The sequence below is a fragment of the Flavobacterium psychroterrae genome, from assembly GCF_018380615.1.
In the GTDB taxonomy this organism is placed as follows: domain Bacteria; phylum Bacteroidota; class Bacteroidia; order Flavobacteriales; family Flavobacteriaceae; genus Flavobacterium; species Flavobacterium psychroterrae.
Genome location: NZ_JAGYVZ010000005.1, coordinates 86,122 through 105,100 on the forward strand (window position 1 = coordinate 86,122; position 18,979 = coordinate 105,100).

Genomic DNA, 18,979 nt, shown 5'->3' on the forward strand with positions numbered 1-18,979 from the left:
TTGTTATTTTCTAAAAGTCGAAATTAATACATTTTTCAAATTCATCACTTTATTAATTTGATATAAAACAAAAACTAATGATATTAAACACATTGATCCCATCAAACTATATTTCAACAATTCAAACTCAATGTATCTGCACATAAAACTAATAATACATATTAAAAAACAAACAAAATAAATGGCGTAAAAATCCTTTTCAAAATAAAATCCATATCGCTTTTTTGTAATTATTTTTAAAAGCAAAAAATGCAGACTGTAATAAATAAGGAAGCTAATTCCTAAACCTTCCAAACCATAAAAATAATAACCACAAATATTCATTATAAGTGATAGGAAATTAAAAAAAACCGCCGTTCTAATAAACATTTTCGAATCTCCTTTAGCAATTAAAATGTATCCCATCGACCATGAAACTGCTCTGAACAACATTCCTAAAATACCAAAACAAACCATTGGTATAATTGCAGTAAATTTTGAAGTATAAACAATTTTTATGATCAAAGGAATAAACGTCAGGAATAAGACAATTATGGGCGTAATAATTAAAATTGACATAAACGATTGTTGTGTTACGCTTATTTTAATTTTTTCACTATCATTATTTATTGCCGCCAATCTTGGAAAATAATCTGTACTCATAACTGTAAAAACAATCCCTACATACGTATTTAATAACGTGAATCCCGCATTATAAAAACCAACTTGCTCAATATTGCTCACATTACTAATAAAAACCTGGACAAGATATGTAGATAATAAAGCCAAAACACCACTTATTGTCAACATTATTCCCAGTTTAATTATAAGTTTTCCCTCTGTTGCAAAATAAGCTTTCTCAACTTTTTCTTTTTCAATTTTTATTTTATTTGAAAAATAAAATGAAAATATCAATGCCGATAAAAAACTTATAATGATACTTGGTACGATTGCGTCAATTTTGAAAAAAACATATAACGGAATCGAAAACAATAAACCGAATAAATTTCCGTACAAATTGGCTTTGGCTAAAAATTTAATTTTTCGTAATCCTTGTAAAATAATTAATTGTCCTGATGTGAGTTGTTTAAATAACAAAGTGACAGACAAAAAAATAAAGGAATACATTTGATCTGAGTTTCCGAAAGTAAAAATACTGAGCCATTTTGAAAAAATGAGGGTCAATAATGCTCCAAATATTCCCGTAATCAGCATCATTTTTTTTACCAGCGCAACAACTTTTGAAACACTTTTTAAATCTTCATCTTTATAATTTTCAGAAATATTTTTAATAGCGCTGGTTTCAATTCCCAAACCTGAAATTCCGCCTAAAATATTAATTGTAGAATTCAATAATGCAATTAGTCCCATACCTGCCGGACCTATAAAAACTGCAATTAATTTAGTTCTTATTATCGAAATAATTATGGTAAAAAACTGAACTCCGCCAAAAATAGAAGCTGTTTTTAAAATTTGTTGATATGCCTTATTAGTAGACATTAATACCTATTTAAAATCTCAATAACAAAACCAACCTCTTCCTCAGTCAAAACTGGACTCATAGGCAAACTCAAAACCTCATTATGAATTTTCTCTGTGATAGGAAAAGATAAATCATCCCATCCTAAAGTTTCTGAAGAAAAAGCCTTTTGTTTGTGTGGAGGAACCGGATAATGAATCATTCCCTGAATATTATTTTTAGCCAAATATTCTTGTAAATCTTGCCGGTTTGAAGTTCTCACAACAAACAAATGAAAAACATGATTGTTCGAAAAATCCCAAAGCGGAAGAATTATTTTATCATTTTTAATTTCAGATAAATAGCGTTTTGCAACCGTTCTGCGTTTATCATTATCAGTATTTAAATTAGGTAATTTGACGTTCAAAAAAGCTGCCTGAATTTCGTCTAATCTTGAATTTACGCCAATAAATTCATTATAATATTTTTTCTGTGAACCATAATTCCGAAGAGAAAAAAGAACTTTTGCCAATGCAGGATCGTTTGTAGTTATCGCTCCGCCATCGCCTAAAGCACCTAAATTTTTTCCGGGATAAAAGCTGTAGGCAACAGCAGATTTTAGATTGTAGATTTTAGATTGTAGATTATTTTCTGCTCCATGTGATTGTGCCGAATCTTCAATAATTAGCAAATTATTTTGAATTGCAATTTCGGTAATTTTTTCCATTTCAGCTAATTGACCATATAAATGAACGGCTAAAATAGCTTTTGTTTTTGATGTGATTTTTTCCTGAATTAAATCCGGATTTATATTGTATGTTTCTAATATTGGCTCGACCAAAATCGGAATTAAATCGGCTTGCATAATTGCTAAAATACTTGCAATATAAGTATTTGCGGGAACAATAACTTCGTCACCTTTTTTGAGTTTTCCTAATGCAATATATCCTTTAAAAATCAGCACCAAAGCATCAAAACCATTCCCTACTCCTATGCAATATTGAGCATTACAATATTCGGCGAAAGCCTTTTCAAACGTTTCCACTTCTTTGCCTAAAATATACCAGCCATTATTTAAAACTAATTTCAGTTTATCCTGAAAAGCAGTTTCATAAGGCTCATTTATTTTTTTAAGATCTAGAAATGGTATCATTTTACTTTTTAAAATTTAAACAAAAATACCATTTAACTTATTATAATTTGATGTTTCAACTTCGTAATAATCATGAATTATCGTACTTGCGCCAAAACTCTCTTTCCAGTATGATAATCCCTCATTGAGATTTCTTCCCTGATTTTCATTTGAAATTCCGAAATCGAAAAATTTCTTATTCGCAAATCTTTCCTGAATCAGGTAATAATATAAGTAATCTAAACTCCCTAAATTTTCCTGATTTTCATTTTTTGAAATGTATTGGCAATGTGCCACCGTTTCTGTTTCAAAAACAGTAGTTCCGGCAATAATTTTATTGTCCTGATAGACATTAAACTGATGAATATTTTTAGGGAAATGAGATTTTAAATAATTCATTTCTTCTACCGAATGTACCGGTTTTGCCTGATGTTTTTTATCTAAATTTGGAATCAAAACTTTATTCCAAAAAGATTCAAAATCAGTTTCTTCCCTAATTTCTAACTGATTTGAAATTGCTTTCTGAAAACCTCTTTTTCTGATTTTTGAAGTGACATTTTCCTGAGATAAATCGATTACCGAAAGTGAGTCCCGACGCACTAATTTTGCATTGGTTAAAAATAAACTGTACAAAATTTCTTCGGCTGGTTTTATATGATAAATGGATGGAAGCGTTTTATACTGTAATTTTTCGAATTTATTCTCATTCAGAAATAGTAAAACTGCCTGAAAAATTTGAATCACCTGCACCAGTTTTGTTTGTTCTTTATAAACCAAACCTCCGTAAGTTAATCCCTGATGTGAATAAATAGAATCTCCAACTTTGTTCGCCGGTAAAACACTAATTAATTTTTGATCTTCAAATACTAACAACGAAAAATCCTCAAAACGATCTTGGTGATATTCCATAAAATCACGATGAAATAAAAACGTAGCATTTTTTGCCTGAGTTATAAACTCATTCCAAATTGTATAATCGTTCTGATCGTATTTTTTTACGCTGTACTTTGTCATTTTTATTTCTTTTGCCACGAATTTCACAAATTTACACTAATTATTATGCACATTTTTTAAGCCATAAAATTCGTGGCGAAAAAATTATTTGTGCTCAAATGCAGGTAAATACCATTTGAATTTTACAGCCAATAATCTCACGCTGATAATTACAATAGAAGTTACCAGATACAAAACATCATCGTTTAGATTCAGTTTTTTCAGCGCAAAAAATACAATTCCGCCAAAAATACAAATCGTTGCATAAATTTCCCTTCTAAATATTGTTGGAATTTCAGTACACAAAATATCTCGCGTTACACCACCAAAACAAGCCGTCATTGTACCTAAAGCAATGCAAATTACAGGATGTAAACCAATCATAATTCCTTTTTCAAGACCTATTAAGGTAAAAACACCCAAACCAATAGTATCAAACAAAAACAAAGACGTTCTTAATCTGTCAAACTTTTTACGGAAAAGAATCGCAAAACCAAATCCTAAAATAATTACATATACATATTGCAAATCCTGCATCCACCCCACCGGAGTTCTGCCTATTAAAACATCGCGAAGCGTTCCGCCGCCAACCGCAGTAACAAATGCAATGATAAAAACACCAAACGGATCCAGTTTTTTATGCATTGCCGTTAAAGCGCCGGACATTGCAAAAGCCATAGTACCGATAAGATCTAATAAATGAAACATTCTTATTTTTTTAAGTTGCAAAGGTAAAGAGGTACAAACGTTCAAAGGTTCAAAAACCGAATAATTATTTCGTTTTTTGAACCTTTTTTCTTCTTATCTTTTCGTGAAATATCTTATTTCTTCACGTAAATAGGACTTCTTTTTAATAAATATGTAATAGAATCCATCCAGCTGTCTTTTATATTCAGGAAAGGCTTACGGGTTTGCGAGTAAATTTTGGTAGCATTTTTATACATGTCAAAATAAACCATATAATTGTAATACGTTAGATTACTTGAGTTTGTAGTTGAAACATCGCTTGTTTTTACCTTTTTATTATTGTCGCTTACTTTTGCGTTTCCGCTATTATAAGTTGACGAAGTTGCACCTTCGGTTAGAGTAAATGAAACTTTTGCAGCAACAATATTATCAACTCCCAGAATTTTTTCAAGATCCTGAATTGGCGTTTCGTCAATATTTTTATAGTCAATTCCCGCTTTGTGCAACAAACTATTTGTAACTCTTAAATCCTGAACGGTTAACGGAAAAAGATTCGCAGATTTATCTAATAACTTATTATAAAGATCATTTTGCGCAAATTTCGCCATTTCCTCAGAGCTTTCCATCGTACCGGAATTTACATAAGGAACCGGCAAAACAGCGATTGTATTGGGTTTCATTTCTGCCGAAGCTATAACCTGACCAGAGTTTTCAGATGCTGGTGTTGAAGCATTTGCAGAAACATCAAAAGTTTGAGAGCGTCCGCTTGCAAAATCAATTCTGGCAATTTGAGACACATCAAGCGAAATTTGCATTGTTTCGCCAGGCAACGAATATTCAACCGTTTTATCAGACATTCTGGCAATCGTACACTCAATTATCTGATAATCTCTTTTTATTATTTTGTCTAATTTTTTTCCGCCCTGAGCGAAAGAAAACAAAGAAATAAGCAACATTATTACTACGTAAATAATTTTTTTAAAGTTCATGGTATTTAATTAAATTCTCCGACTCTTAGGCTTTTCGGATTCACCTTTTGTAAAAATTATGTTTGTTAAATTTATAAAATTAAACAAACACTAAGTTACGAAATATCTTATTTTTTATTCAAATAAAGACATTTTTTTTCAGAAGCTAATCCCGCTATCCCTTTCAATCTTTTGCTTTTTAAAGAAAAAAGCAAAAAGGATTGCCAGTCCTATCCTACCGTCTGGACACAAGTACAAGACAAACACGAATTTCACTAATTGACACTAATTTAGTTTGTGGAATTAATTTCACAAACTAAATTAACCTATTAAAATTTGTGCAAATTCGTGAAATTCGTGTTCAAAATTGATTAATAACATTTGTGTCCAGACGGTAGAGTCCTATCGGGGCTAGGACTTTTGGATTTCATGAAAAATTGTAGAAAATCGACATCTAATCTTCAGAGAATTACATGTTTTGAGTGTAAAAATTATAATCTTTTAAAACCACTCTTAAAAAATCGCTGCTATTTCCGGATTGGTTTTTAATTCCCGTAACACTTTCAATTTTAGCCACTAATTTTAAAATAACCTCATGATCGTGTTTTGCTGTTGCATTTTGAAAAGTTTCCTTGATAATACGCATATCATTATCAGATAATTTAATCACCAAAGGATAGGTTGGCACATAAGCATCACCTATTTCCTCCAGAATAGTATGGCTGATATTGATTTTATTTTTTAAAGTAATCACCGCAGTTCCTGCCACCATATCGCCTAATCGCTGTGCTTTTTTACTTGAAACCACACTTATAAGAGCAACAATACCGTACAAAAGTGTAATATCAATTAATCTAAAAAACCAACGCATCAAGTAATCACCAAATCCGGCTTGATAACCATCTATTTTTACCACTTTTATTTTTACTAATTTTTTCCCGATAGTCTGACCTTCAAAAATACTTTCTAAAGTCAGGGAATAAATAAAAAAAGGAAAATAAAGCACTAAAACAATCGCAAATTTTGACCAATTGTCTAATTTCTGAAATAATTTATCGAAATTTAACCAATAAAAAAAAACAAGAGAAATCACCGTCACATAAGCTAGTTTTATAGCCAGATCAATAAAATAAGATCCTATTCGTTCCCCTGCTGAAGCGGCGATAAAATTTATTTTAACATTTTGTGTTGTATTAATAGATAATTCTGACATATTTTATATTTTAGCCTATAATGAGAGAAGTCGCCTTCATAAAACAAAATAAAGAAAAATGGCTGGAGTTTGAGCTCGCTATTTTTGGTAAAGCTAAAAAAAATCCTGATGAGTTAGCAAATTTGTACATTCAAATGATGAATGACTTGTCGTATGCACAAACGTATTATCCCAAAAGTAAGACTGTTGTGTATTTAAATCATCTTGCTTCACAGATTTACCAAAAGATCTACAAAACCAAGCGAACCGAACAAAACAGATTAGTAGAATTCTTTAAAACTGAAGTTCCTTTACTCCTTTATGAATACAGGAGATATTTGCTGTATGCCTTTATTTTATTCTTTTTAACCCTTGCAATGGGCGTAATTTCGGCAATATACGATCAGAATTTCGTTAGGTTGATATTGGGTGACAGTTATGTAAACATGACTTTGGATAATATCAAAAAAGGAGATCCCATGGCGGTTTACGGTTCCGGAAGCAACTGGGGAAGTTTTGTTGGCATCACCATGAACAACCTGTACGTAGGCGCAAGATGTTATATTTACGGCATATTTGGCGGACTTGGAACGTTTTACATTTTCCTGCAAAACTCATTGATGTTGGGCGCATTTCAATACTTTTTTTATGATCAGAATGTTTTCTGGAAAAGCGTTCGCGGGATCTGGATACACGGTTCTATGGAGATCTTTGCCATTGTAATTGAATCTGCAGCAGGATTTATTTTAGGTGCATCAATATTATTTCCTAAAACATATTCACGATTAAATTCGCTTAAAATAGGTTTCAAAAACAGTTTTAAGATATTTCTTAGTACCTTTCCGTTCACCATAAGTGCAGGATTTCTGGAAGGTTTCATTACACGATATTCCGTAGATATGCCTAATTGGCTGAGCAGCTTTATTATCTTGTTTACTTTAGGAATAATTTCATTTTATTATTTAGTCTATCCATTCATTGTTCACAAAAAAATAAATTCATTATAATGTTTGAACTTTTCAAAAAACGAGAACTGAGCGACTATTTAGTAGATACATTTACCTTTTTTAAAAGTTACGGAAAACACTTTTTCAAAACTTTTTTTCTCATAAATACAGGTATGTTGCTCGTCGTTGGCGCGTTAGTATATTGGTTTTTAAAACATAATTTTCAATCATTAGTCCGCAATAATTTAGACCAGACTGAACCAGGTTCTCTATTAAATTATTTTAATGATAATGATCCCGCTTTGGTTGGTTTTGGAGCCATTTCAATTCTTTTAATCCTGATTGTGTCGCTATTCAATTCCTCCTATCCGGTTTTATATCTCAAACTGATAGCCCAAAAAAACACAAATAATTTCACCACAAAAGACATCTTATCAGCCTTTAAACAAAACATTTGGAAATTATTTAAATTCACAATTGGAGTGATATTCATTATATTTCCGGTACTATTTATCACCATCATTATATTGTTTTTACTTTGTTTCGTTTTAATCGGGATTCCGTTATTGATACTTGCAATTCCAACGTTGTTTACATGGATTCATTTTAGTTTTTATATTTATTTAACCGAAGAAAAAAGCTTTTTTCAATCGTTAAATAATGCTTATCTTTTACTAAAAGACAATTTCTGGACAAGCATAGGCGCTACTTTTTTAGCAATGGTCATTATTCAAATGGTTCAGGGATCGATAACAATGTTTATTTACTTTGCTGGAATATTTTTAGTTATTGGTACAGCCTTAATAAATCCTAATTTTGATGATCAATCATTTGATGCCGCTTCGCCTTTTTTAATCATTGGCATAACATTAATCTTTATTTTAATATTGGTAATCAGCACTATTTTTAATAATATGTTAGTCATTAATCAGGGAATTATATATTACAGTTTAAGTGCAGATGATACAATTTCAACTGCTGAAATTGATTTAATAGGGAACAATAATGAATAGAGTTCTCATCATTTTATCGTTTCTCCTATTCTTTGGCATTTCGCATGCTCAGGATTCTTTGGCTACAGCCGAACCTTTTTCAGTAAATTCAATAAAATATACTGAAAAAGATATTCAGATTGATTCAGATACTGTTGAAGTCAAAACTTTTTCTAAAAATTTCAAGAAAAAATATACCGACTCAGATTTTGTTTATGAACAAAAAGCGCCTGAAAAAAGTTTTTGGCAACGTTTTATAGAATGGCTCGCTTATATTTATAGAAGTATTTTTGGAGCAAGAAGCATCCAAACTTCGGTAGGTTTCATCGACCTTTTTCTAAAAGCTATAGCTGTTTTAATAATTGTATTTGTGATTTACTTAATTGTAAAAGCCATAATTAACAAGGAAGGACAATGGATTTTTGGAAAAAACTCAAAGAAAAGAAACATCAATTATTCGGATATTGAAAAGAATATACATCTTTTAGATTTCGAAAAAATGATTCAGGAAAGTATTCAGTCCGGCGAAAAAAGAGTCGCCGTTCGCTACTATTATCTTTGGTTATTAAAAGTGATGGCGCAAAATCATTACATTGAATGGGATATTGAAAAAACCAATTCTGATTATTTATACGAACTTCAAAACCCAAATCATAAAGAGGATTTTACCTATTTATCTTATTTGTACAATTATATCTGGTACGGAGAATTTGAAATTGATGAAACCTCGTTTATAAAAGCCGAAAACCGATTTAAGAATGCCATAAAAACCTTTAGTAATGGATAAAAGCATCAAAATTTACATTGCTGTTCTGGTTTTTATTTTAGGTATTATTCTACTAATAGATCACGATCAGCCCAAGCAAATTGACTGGCAGCCCACTTATTCTGTCAATGACAAAATCCCGTACGGATTATATGTTTTTGATAAGGAAATCGATGGCTTTTTTAAAAATCATAAAGTCGAAAGAATTTCAACAGTAACACCATATGAATTTTTAGATTCAAAATATGATGAAGATACACTTGTAGAAAACTATAAAATAAAAGGAAACTTTATTAATATATCCGAAAATAATACAATTGATGAACAATCTATTAAAGAGATTTTTTATTTTGTATCTCACGGAAACAATGCTTTTTTAAGCATGAAAACCTTTCCGCAATATTTATTAGACACTTTAAAAGTCGAAATAAGTTCTGATTTTCTGAATGCAAATAATACGATTGTAGAGCTTGCCAATAAAAAAACGAATCCTAAAAAATATACTTTCTCACAACAATTAGAATATTATTTTTCAAAAATTGACACTTTAAATACGACCGTTCTGGGATATCAGAGCACAAAATCAAGTCTTAAAAAACATATTGATTATATTAAGGTTCCGTACAGACAAGGATATTTTTATTTACATACACAACCTGTGGCTTTTACGAATTATAATTTACTAAAAGCAGATCATTATCAATATACCGAAAGTGTTTTATCGTATTTGCCAAAAGGTGATATTTTTTGGTACACCAAACAAAAAGAGGACATATCACAATCCTCATTGCGTTATATTATGAGTCAGCCGGGATTAAAATGGGCGTGGTATTTCTTTTTAATCGGAATGTTGATTTTTATGATTTTCAATGCCAAACGAAAACAGCGAATTGTACCAATAATCAAACCTTTGCAAAATTCAACGGTTGATTTTACAAAAACAATCGGAAACTTGTATTATCAGGAAGGCGATCATAAAAATATTATCGATAAAAAAATCATTTACTTTTTAGAAAAAATCCGAACTGATTATTTGATTGATACCACAAAATTAGATGACGCTTTTATTCAAAAATTGCAGCATAAAACAGGAAAAAATCAAACAGATATTCAGGCTCTTATATTTTTAATCAACGAACATCGAAATAGTTATCACGGAAGTCTGGAAGAAGATTTAATCCGAATAAACAATGCAATAGAAAAGATTTTACATTAATATTAAAAATAAATTTGCTACAGATTAGAATGATTTTTAATCTGTGAGAATCATTTTAATCTGTGGCAAAAAAATTAAAGAAACATACCAAATATGGACGATATCAATACACCAAAAACAGAAATCACAAACGAAAATGTGAATTTTGAAACCAGAATAAATCTTGGACCACTTTTAGACCACGTAAACAGCATCAAAAAAGAACTTGAAACTGTCATTGTGGGACAACATAAAATGATCGATCAGCTTTTGGTCGCGATTTTATCAAATGGTCACGTTTTGCTTGAAGGCGTTCCGGGAGTTGCCAAAACAATTACCGCTAAATTATTATCTAAAACGTTGAGTATTGGCTTTAGCCGAATTCAGTTTACGCCGGATTTAATGCCATCGGATATTTTAGGAACTTCAATTTTTAATCTTAAAAACTCCGAATTTGAGTTTAAAAAAGGTCCAATTTTCTCTAATTTAATTTTAATTGACGAGATTAATCGTGCACCTGCAAAAACACAAGCGGCGCTTTTTGAAGTTATGGAAGAGCGCCAGATAACCATTGACGGATTTGCTTATCAGCTTGAAACTCCGTTTTTAGTCATTGCAACGCAAAATCCAATTGAGCAGGAAGGAACTTACCGTTTGCCGGAAGCACAATTAGACCGTTTTTTATTCAAAATCACAATCGATTATCCTAAATTAAACGAAGAGATTTTAATTATCCAAAGAGAGCATTTATTGCAGGATCACGGAAAATTAGAAGCGATAAAAACCATCCTTTCTGCATCAGAAATTAAAGAATATCAAGGTTTGGTAAAACAAATCAGAGTAGAACAAAATCTATTGGAATATATTGCCCGAATTGTAGTAAACACGCGTGAAAATGCCTTTTTATATCTTGGTGCTTCTCCCCGCGCGTCAATTGCAATTTTGAATGCATCAAAAGGTTTCGCCGCAATTCGCGGTCGTGATTTCGTTACTCCGGAAGATATTAAAGAAGCCGCAATTCCGGTTTTACAACACCGCGTTATCGTAGCGCCTGAACGTGAAATGGAAGGAATTACAAGCTCGGAAATTATCAAACAAATTATTGAAACAGTTGAAATACCGAGGTAGTTTTTAGTTTTCAGTCGCAATTTTGAGTAAAAAGTCGCAGTCGCAGTTTTCAGTGATCAACTGAGACTGAATACCGAGACTGAAAACTGAGACTAAAAACTGAGACTGCAAACTGAGACTGCAAACCGTGACTAAAAACAGTGACTGATAAGAATTTTTAAACAAAATAATCGTGAAATTCATAAAAAGCCTTTACCTCAATAACTTCTTTTTTTATGTGCTTTTAGGCATTATAGGATTATTTGTTTTCGCTTTTATTTTTCCAAATTTATACAATGCCGTTTGGTTTGTAGTTTTGATTTTAGTCACTTTTTCAGGACTTGATATTTTAGTTTTATATCTGACTAAAACAGGAATTGAAGCGGAAAGAATTACTCCGGAAAAATTATCGAACGGTGATTTAAATCCCATGAGTGTTGCTGTAAAAAATCATTATACTTTTAAAATTTCAATTAAAATTATAGATGAAATTCCGTTTCAGTTTCAGGTACGGGATTTTCAGATTTTAAAGACTATTAAGGCATCAGAACACAAAGAATTTGGTTATGAATTGCGTCCGACAGAACGTGGCGAATATAATTTTGGAGCACTGAATATCTACGTTTCTTCGCCTTTAAAATTAATTTCAAGAAGATTTGCTTTCGATAAAAATAAAATGGTCCCCACTTATCCGTCGTATATTCAGTTACGAAAATACGATTTATTGGCGTTTTCCAATAATCTGCATCAATACGGAATCAAAAAAATCCGCCGAATTGGCCACACTATGGAATTTGAACAAATTAAGGAATATGTTCAGGGCGATGATTTACGAACTTTAAACTGGAAAGCCACAGCAAAGAAAAATGCTTTGATGGTCAACCAGTTTCAGGACGAAAAATCACAATCGGTTTATATGGCGATAGATAAAGGTCGCGTCATGCAAATGCCTTTTGACGGACTGAGTTTGCTGGATTATGCTATTAATTCGACTTTGGTTTTATCCAATGTAATTTTGAAAAAGCAAGATAAAGCGGGCGTTTTTGCGTTTTCTAAAAAAGTAGAAAACAGAGTTTTTGCGGAAAAAAGAGCTTCGCAAATGCAAAAAATTCTCGAAACATTATACAACATCAAAACTGATTTTTTCGAAAGTGATTATAGTCGTTTGTATGTTGATATCAAGAAAAACATCAATCAGAGAAGTTTGATTATCCTATACACTAATTTTGAAACAATGGATGGTTTAAATCGTCAATTACCTTATTTAAAAGGAATTGCAAAAAGCCATTTGTTAGTTGTAGTTTTCTTTAGCAATACTGAACTGAATGCAATCATCAACAGAAAAACAGATACAATTCAGGAAATTTACGATAAAGTAATTGCCGAAAAATTCATGTTCGAAAAACGCTTAATCGCAAACGAACTCAAGAAATACGGAATACATTCGGTTTTAACACAACCTGAAAATCTGACTTTGGATGCAATTAATAAATACTTAGAAATTAAGGCGAGAGGGATTTTGTAGAAGTGTAAAATGTTTTGGAGAAAAATGATGAAGCCATTTTTTAAATATTATTAAAACATCAAGTTCTTACTATCAACTAAAAATAGTTAAAAAATCTTTGAACCTTTGTTCCTTTGCCCCTTTGAACCTTTTTCTTTGAACCTTTTTTCTTTGAACATTCTAACTCAAAAAAATGAAAAAATTAATTTTACTTACGATACTTTTTACAAGCTTTTTGTCTCAGGCACAAAAAACAGAAAACATCATCATAATAACCACAGACGGTTTAAGATGGCAGGAAGTTTTTAAAGGAGTTGATTCTGAAATAGCCGACAATAAAAAATTCAATCAGGACGAAAGAAGTTATATTTATAAAAAATACGGAAGTTCTGATGCTCAAAAATCCCGTGAAAAAATAATGCCTTTTTTATGGTCAGAAATTGCATCAAAAGGTCAGATTTATGGCAATCGCGATTTAGGTAATAAAATGGATGTTTCTAATCCTTACATGATTAGTTATCCGGGATATAGCGAAATGATGACCGGAAATGTAGATCGTGACGTAGATTCAAACAAACACAAAGAAAATCCGAATATCAATGTTTTGGAATTTCTGAACCACCAACCCAATCTAATGGGAAAAGTGAATGCGTTTGGTGCCTGGGATGCTTTTGACCGAATTTTAAACGAAAAAAGAAGCGGGTTTCCTGTAATTTCGGCTTTTGACAGCATTGGCGGAAATCATCCTACCGAAATTCAGAAACTATTAAATGAAATGCGCGACAATTCATTTAAACCTTTTCATGAAGATGAATGTCTGGATGTTTTTACTCATTATCAAGCTGTTGACGAGCTAAAAACAAATAAACCAAAAGTGCTTTATATCGCTTACGGAGAAACAGATGAATGGGCACACGCCGGAAAATACAGATATTATCTTGATGCTGCAAATCAGGTAGATAAATGGATTAAGGAAATCTGGGATTTTGTACAAAATGATCCGCAATATAAAAACAAAACGACTTTAATAATCACGGTTGATCACGGTCGGGGCGATAAAAAAAAGAAAGAATGGACGGGTCATGGCTCTGGTATTGAAGACTCATCACAAATTTGGTTCGCTGCAATGGGACCTGAAATTGCACCAAAAGGCGAAATAAAAACCGTATCGCAATTGTATCAAAAACAAGTAGCACAAACGATTGCAAAAATAATGGGCTTTACATTTGCAACATCTCATCCAGTTGCAGACGAAATTCCGGAAGTGTTTAAAAAATAAGAGTTTTTTTTTGCCACGAATTTCACGAATTTTCACGAATTATTTTTTTTTTAGCCACAGATTAAAATGATTTTCACAGATTAAAAATCATTTTAATCCCTTAATCTGTGGCTACACTTTTCTCGCAAAGTTTATGAAAAAAAATTCGTGAAAATTAGTGAAATTCGGAGCAACCTTTTTATCTCATTGTTTAAAGCCTTACAGAAAAAAAACCTCTGAACCTTTGCAACTCTGAACCTCTGCTCCTATTTTAAAAAAAACTCAGTACCTTAGCGCCTCAGAAACTAAGTCCTTTAAAAAAAATGAAACAAATTACTTCAATCCAAAATCCGTATATAAAATCACTCGTTTTACTGCAGGAAAAAGCAAAAGCCAGAAAACAAACCGGAACATTTTTGATTGAAGGTTTACGCGAAATTTCATTAGCCATAAAAGGCGGTTATGAAATTGAAACGGTTTTATTTTTACCGGAATTGGTTACTGAAAATCAGATTAATAAACTGGTAAATTCTAAAGTTGAATTTATCGAAATCAATAAAGAAGTTTACCAAAAACTGGCGTATCGCGATACAACCGAAGGAATTTTGGCTATAGCCAAAACAAAATCGATGTCATTATCTGATTTAAAATTATCAGATAATCCGTTGATTTTAGTTGCCGAAGCGCCTGAAAAACCAGGAAATATCGGTGCGCTTTTACGTACCGCAGATGCCGCAAATCTTGACGCTGTATTAATCGCCAACCCAAAAAGCGATTTATACAATCCAAATATTGTGCGATCAAGCGTTGGCTGTTTGTTTACGAACCAAATCGCAACAGGAACAACGGCAGAAATTATCGCATTTTTACAAGAAAAAAAGATCAGTTTTTACTGCGCCACTTTACAAAATTCAACTTCATATCACACTCAGGATTTTACAACTCCAACCGCTTTAGTTGTTGGTACAGAAGCGACGGGACTTACGCAGGATTGGCGCGATGCCGCAACCCAGAATATCATAATCCCAATGCAAGGCGAAATCGACAGCATGAATGTTTCGGTTGCCGCAGCAATTTTAATTTTTGAAGCGAAAAGACAAAGAGGATTTTAGATTTTAGATTTAAAATTAAATTCTTCGAATTAATTTTCAATCTAAAAAAGTCTTTTCGCATGTCAGACTGAGCGGAGTTGAAGTCATTTTTTCAAATAAAGCTATCTAAAATTTAAACTTTTATGCACTTCAAAATTCTGAAATCTAAACTCTAAAATCAACAATGGATTCCCTTGCATATCTTCAAACTTATTCTTATTTTTAGTACTTGAACCATGCCGTTATGATAGAGATAGATATTGAAAAAGAAAATAAAGCAATTGCCCAAGAGTATAAAGAATTACTTCGAATCAGTTATCAGACTTTAAGTCCAACCGACAAAAAATTAATCCGAAAAGCTTTTGACGTTGCCGTTGATGCTCATAAAGAACAACGACGCAAATCTGGCGAAGCGTATATCTTTCATCCTATTGCAGTTGCGAAAATTGTAGCTTCTGAAATTGGTTTGGGAGCGACCTCTATTGCGGCGGCTTTACTGCACGATGTTGTTGAAGATACGCCAATAACTGTTGAAGATATTGAGCGATTATTCAACCCGAAAGTGGCGCAATTAGTTGAGGGTTTAACCAAGATTTCACTGGTTCAAAAGGATCTTAATGCTTCGATGCAAGCAGAGAATTTCAGAAAAATGATCCTGACACTGAACGATGATGTTCGTGTTATTTTGATTAAGCTCGCGGATCGTTTGCATAATATGCAGACTATGGATTCGATGGCGGAATATAAACAGACAAAAATTGCCTCAGAAACGCTTTATATTTATGCTCCTCTCGCCCACCGTTTAGGACTTTATAATATTAAAACTAAACTGGAAGATTTAGGTTTAAAATATACTGAACCGGCTGTTTACAATGATATTGTAAGCAAAATACGCGAGACAAAAGAAGAACAAGATGCTTATATAAAAGATATATCTGATGTATTGAAGAAATCTCTGGATAATGAAGCAATCGATTATATCATAAAAGGACGACCGAAATCTATTTATTCGATTCGTCGAAAAATGCGCGCTCAAAATGTGAGTTTTGACGAAGTTTATGACAAATTCGCCTTAAGAATTGTCTACAAATCAGATCCGCACGATGAAAAATTCGTTGCCTGGAAAATATATTCTATCGTAACAGATCATTACAGACCAAGCCCAAGCCGTTTACGTGACTGGATTTCATCTCCAAAATCAACCGGTTACGAAGCTTTGCACATTACCGTTATGGGACCAAAAGGCCGTTGGGTTGAAGTGCAGGTTCGAAGCGAGCGTATGGATGAAATTGCCGAAAAAGGTTACGCAGCACATTACAAATACAAAAATGGCGCTACTGAAGAAAGCGGTTTAGATGTCTGGTTGAATTTACTTCGTGAAGCATTAGAAAATCAGGAAACCAATGCGGTTGATTTTGTTGAAGATTTCAAAATGAATTTATATTCTAAGGAAATCTTCGTATTTACGCCAAAAGGAGAAATTAAATCATTGCCAAAAGGCGCTACTTCGCTTGATTTTGCCTTTAGTATTCACTCAGAAATTGGAATTAAAACCAGAGGAACTCGTGTAAACGGGCGTTTGGTTCCGCTAAATCATGAACTAAAAAGTGGCGATCAGGTCGAAGTTATTACATCGGCAAATCAAAAACCAACCATAAACTGGTTAGAATATGTAACGACTTCCAGAGCGAAAAATAAAATTAAAAACGTTCTGAACGAAAACACTAAAAAAATTGCCGAAGAAGGAAAAGAATTGCTGACCCGAAAACTGAAGCATTTAAAAATAACAATCAACGAACAGGTTATCAATGAATTGGTAAATTTTTTCAAACTAAAAACCAGTTTAGATTTATTTTACAGAGTTGGACTTGGAGCAATTGAAAATCAGCAATTAAAAGATTACGCTGCACAAAAAAGCAACAGTTTTATCAATTTCTTTAAAAATAAAATTAAACGAAATAAGGAACCAACTGCTGCCGAAGATATTCATAAACCTGTGATGAGCAGCAATTATGATATGTTGGTTTTTGGGACAGAACATGATAAACTCGATTATAAACTTTCGCCTTGTTGTAACCCAATTCCCGGCGATGATGTTTTTGGTTTTGTAACAATAAATGAAGGAATAAAAGTTCATAAAAAAGATTGTCCAAACGCAATTGGGATGCAGTCAAACTATGCGTATCGTATCATGAGCGCAAAATGGATTGATTCTTCTCAAGAAGAATTTAAAGCGATTATCAATATTACCGGAATGGACGTTTTAGGACTTACAAATCAATTGACAAGGGTAATTTCGAACAATATGAGCGTGAATATTCAGAGTATTTCTTTGAGTACCGATGCAGGTATTTTTCATGGTCAGATTGCAGTAATTGTTCAAAACAATACCATTTTGAAGAAAATGATTAATGCCATTAAAAAAATTGACGGTGTTGATAAAGTTTCCAGAGAATACAGAACCTAAATCATTATAATTTTTCCTTTTAACGGAAATACAACTAGTTTTTAATTATGAATAATAATGATTTAGAAATTCCAATAGTTCATTTTGACGAAAATGGAGAACTTTTAATTAGTGCTTCTGAATCTTCTTCAAAAGATGATTTTGATTTTTTTCAGGGCAAATCTAATATTCAGAACAAAAAATTAAAAAAGAGGTTTGCAAAATGTACAGAATGGATCGAATTTGCTTCGACTCAGGAAATGTACAAGATTTTAAACGGAATTGGGAATATCGATAATTTTCTTGCCACATTTGACGGCGAACCTTTTGAAGGTATGACGGTTAGATTATTTAATCCCAGCACAAAATTGTGGAGCATTTATTGGTCAGATTCGAATACAGGAGTTTTAGATAAACCCGTAATTGGTTCTTTTGAAAATAAGATTGGACATTTTTTTTCTAAAGATATTTTTGAAGGTCAAGATGTTTTACAAGTATTTCGCTGGGATGCGAGAGCGGAAAATAACCCCGTTTGGAGTCAGGCAATGTCTAATGACAAAGGAAAAACCTGGGAATGGAATTGGTACATGTATATGACAAAAACTCAATAAGGGTTTGTTAGTTTTATCCTAAATAAAAATAATTATGTTAATTAAGTTCTTATGAATTTTCTGAATTTTAATGTGATAAAAGCCTGTATATAATACGTTATTACGAATCAAATACAGTCTTGAACGTTAAACTTTAAACCCGAAACTTTTATTCATTAAAAATAAAAATTTATCTTTGCCGGATATGACACTCATTTCAACTGACAACACTAGGAATCAAGAAATTGTAAAAAATGTTTTTACAATGTATCTTGAGCAAAAAGGGCATCGCAAAACTCCTGAGCGTTATGCTATACTTCAGGAAATTTACGATAGCGAAGAGCATTTTGATATTGAAAATTTATATATCAAGATGAAAAACAAAAACTACCGTGTGAGTAGAGCTACTTTATACAACACGATCGAGTTATTGTTAGACTGCGCTTTGGTTAGAAAACATCAATTTGGGCAAAATCAGGCTTACTACGAAAAATCATATTTTGATAAACAGCATGATCACATTATCATGACTGATTCTGGTGAGGTTATCGAATTTTGCGATCCAAGAATTCAAACCATCAAAAAAACTATCGAAGAAATATTTGATATCGAAATAACGAATCATTCATTGTATTTCTACGGAAACAAAAAGCAAAAAATATAATCCCGAAAA

Annotated in this window: 17 protein-coding genes; 11 read left to right on the plus strand and 6 right to left on the minus strand. The window is 32.1% G+C overall.

Annotated elements, in window-relative coordinates:
• Positions 1-3 precede the first annotated feature (3 nt).
• The 6 genes from KHA90_RS07270 to KHA90_RS07295 all read right to left on the minus strand — a co-directional run bounded on the left by KHA90_RS07270 (position 4) and on the right by KHA90_RS07295 (position 6,431).
• On the minus strand, positions 4-1,479 hold the full coding sequence (locus KHA90_RS07270; protein WP_213296962.1) for an O-antigen translocase: 1,476 nt from the start codon (positions 1,477-1,479) through the stop codon (positions 4-6).
• On the minus strand, positions 1,479-2,591 hold the full coding sequence (locus KHA90_RS07275) for a DegT/DnrJ/EryC1/StrS family aminotransferase (RefSeq protein ID WP_213296964.1): 1,113 nt from the start codon (positions 2,589-2,591) through the stop codon (positions 1,479-1,481). Before KHA90_RS07275 ends, KHA90_RS07270 begins: the two co-directional genes overlap by 1 nt.
• A 15-nt stretch (positions 2,592-2,606) precedes the next feature.
• Positions 2,607-3,584, minus strand: coding sequence for a GNAT family N-acetyltransferase (locus KHA90_RS07280; protein ID WP_213296967.1), 978 nt, complete (start codon positions 3,582-3,584; stop codon positions 2,607-2,609).
• Between the two features lie 84 nt (positions 3,585-3,668).
• Complete coding sequence (locus KHA90_RS07285) at positions 3,669-4,271, minus strand: trimeric intracellular cation channel family protein (protein WP_213296970.1); 603 nt, start codon at positions 4,269-4,271, stop codon at positions 3,669-3,671.
• 113 nt (positions 4,272-4,384) lie between these two features.
• Entirely contained in the window at positions 4,385-5,239 is an 855-nt protein-coding gene (locus tag KHA90_RS07290; protein WP_213296973.1) for a hypothetical protein, read from the minus strand.
• Between the two features lie 448 nt (positions 5,240-5,687).
• Positions 5,688-6,431, minus strand: coding sequence for an RDD family protein (locus tag KHA90_RS07295; protein ID WP_213296975.1), 744 nt, complete (start codon positions 6,429-6,431; stop codon positions 5,688-5,690).
• 20 nt (positions 6,432-6,451) lie between these two features.
• Here KHA90_RS07295 and KHA90_RS07300 point away from each other — a divergent pair, with 20 nt between their 5' ends.
• The 11 genes from KHA90_RS07300 (at position 6,452) to KHA90_RS07350 (ending at position 18,970) form a co-directional block, all read left to right on the plus strand.
• Positions 6,452-7,417 (plus strand): stage II sporulation protein M, encoded by a 966-nt coding sequence (locus KHA90_RS07300; protein ID WP_213296978.1) that lies wholly within the window; start codon positions 6,452-6,454, stop codon positions 7,415-7,417.
• Complete coding sequence (locus tag KHA90_RS07305) at positions 7,417-8,370, plus strand: hypothetical protein (protein WP_213296981.1); 954 nt, start codon at positions 7,417-7,419, stop codon at positions 8,368-8,370. The genes KHA90_RS07300 and KHA90_RS07305 overlap by 1 nt, the downstream gene beginning before the upstream one ends.
• On the plus strand, positions 8,363-9,136 hold the full coding sequence (locus KHA90_RS07310) for a DUF4129 domain-containing protein (protein WP_213296983.1): 774 nt from the start codon (positions 8,363-8,365) through the stop codon (positions 9,134-9,136). The genes KHA90_RS07305 and KHA90_RS07310 overlap by 8 nt, the downstream gene beginning before the upstream one ends.
• Entirely contained in the window at positions 9,129-10,331 is a 1,203-nt protein-coding gene (locus tag KHA90_RS07315; protein WP_213296985.1) for a DUF4350 domain-containing protein, read from the plus strand. Before KHA90_RS07310 ends, KHA90_RS07315 begins: the two co-directional genes overlap by 8 nt.
• A gap of 93 nt (positions 10,332-10,424) precedes the next feature.
• The gene (locus KHA90_RS07320) at positions 10,425-11,438 is read left to right on the plus strand and encodes an AAA family ATPase (RefSeq protein WP_213296987.1); all 1,014 of its coding nucleotides are present in this window, start codon (positions 10,425-10,427) and stop codon (positions 11,436-11,438) included.
• 172 nt (positions 11,439-11,610) lie between these two features.
• Positions 11,611-12,942, plus strand: a complete 1,332-nt coding sequence (locus KHA90_RS07325; protein ID WP_213296989.1) for a DUF58 domain-containing protein — start codon at positions 11,611-11,613, stop codon at positions 12,940-12,942.
• A 172-nt stretch (positions 12,943-13,114) separates the two neighbouring features.
• Positions 13,115-14,200 (plus strand): phosphoglyceromutase, encoded by a 1,086-nt coding sequence (locus KHA90_RS07330; protein WP_213296991.1) that lies wholly within the window; start codon positions 13,115-13,117, stop codon positions 14,198-14,200.
• A gap of 302 nt (positions 14,201-14,502) precedes the next feature.
• Positions 14,503-15,291, plus strand: a complete 789-nt coding sequence (locus tag KHA90_RS07335) for a TrmH family RNA methyltransferase (RefSeq protein WP_213296993.1) — start codon at positions 14,503-14,505, stop codon at positions 15,289-15,291.
• 223 nt (positions 15,292-15,514) lie between these two features.
• The gene (locus KHA90_RS07340) at positions 15,515-17,737 is read left to right on the plus strand and encodes a RelA/SpoT family protein (protein ID WP_213296995.1); all 2,223 of its coding nucleotides are present in this window, start codon (positions 15,515-15,517) and stop codon (positions 17,735-17,737) included.
• Between the two features lie 47 nt (positions 17,738-17,784).
• A complete protein-coding gene (locus tag KHA90_RS07345) occupies positions 17,785-18,327 on the plus strand; it encodes a hypothetical protein (protein WP_213296997.1) in 543 nt (180 codons plus the stop codon).
• A 184-nt stretch (positions 18,328-18,511) separates the two neighbouring features.
• A complete protein-coding gene (locus KHA90_RS07350) occupies positions 18,512-18,970 on the plus strand; it encodes a Fur family transcriptional regulator (RefSeq protein ID WP_213296999.1) in 459 nt (152 codons plus the stop codon).
• Positions 18,971-18,979: the final 9 nt, after the last annotated feature.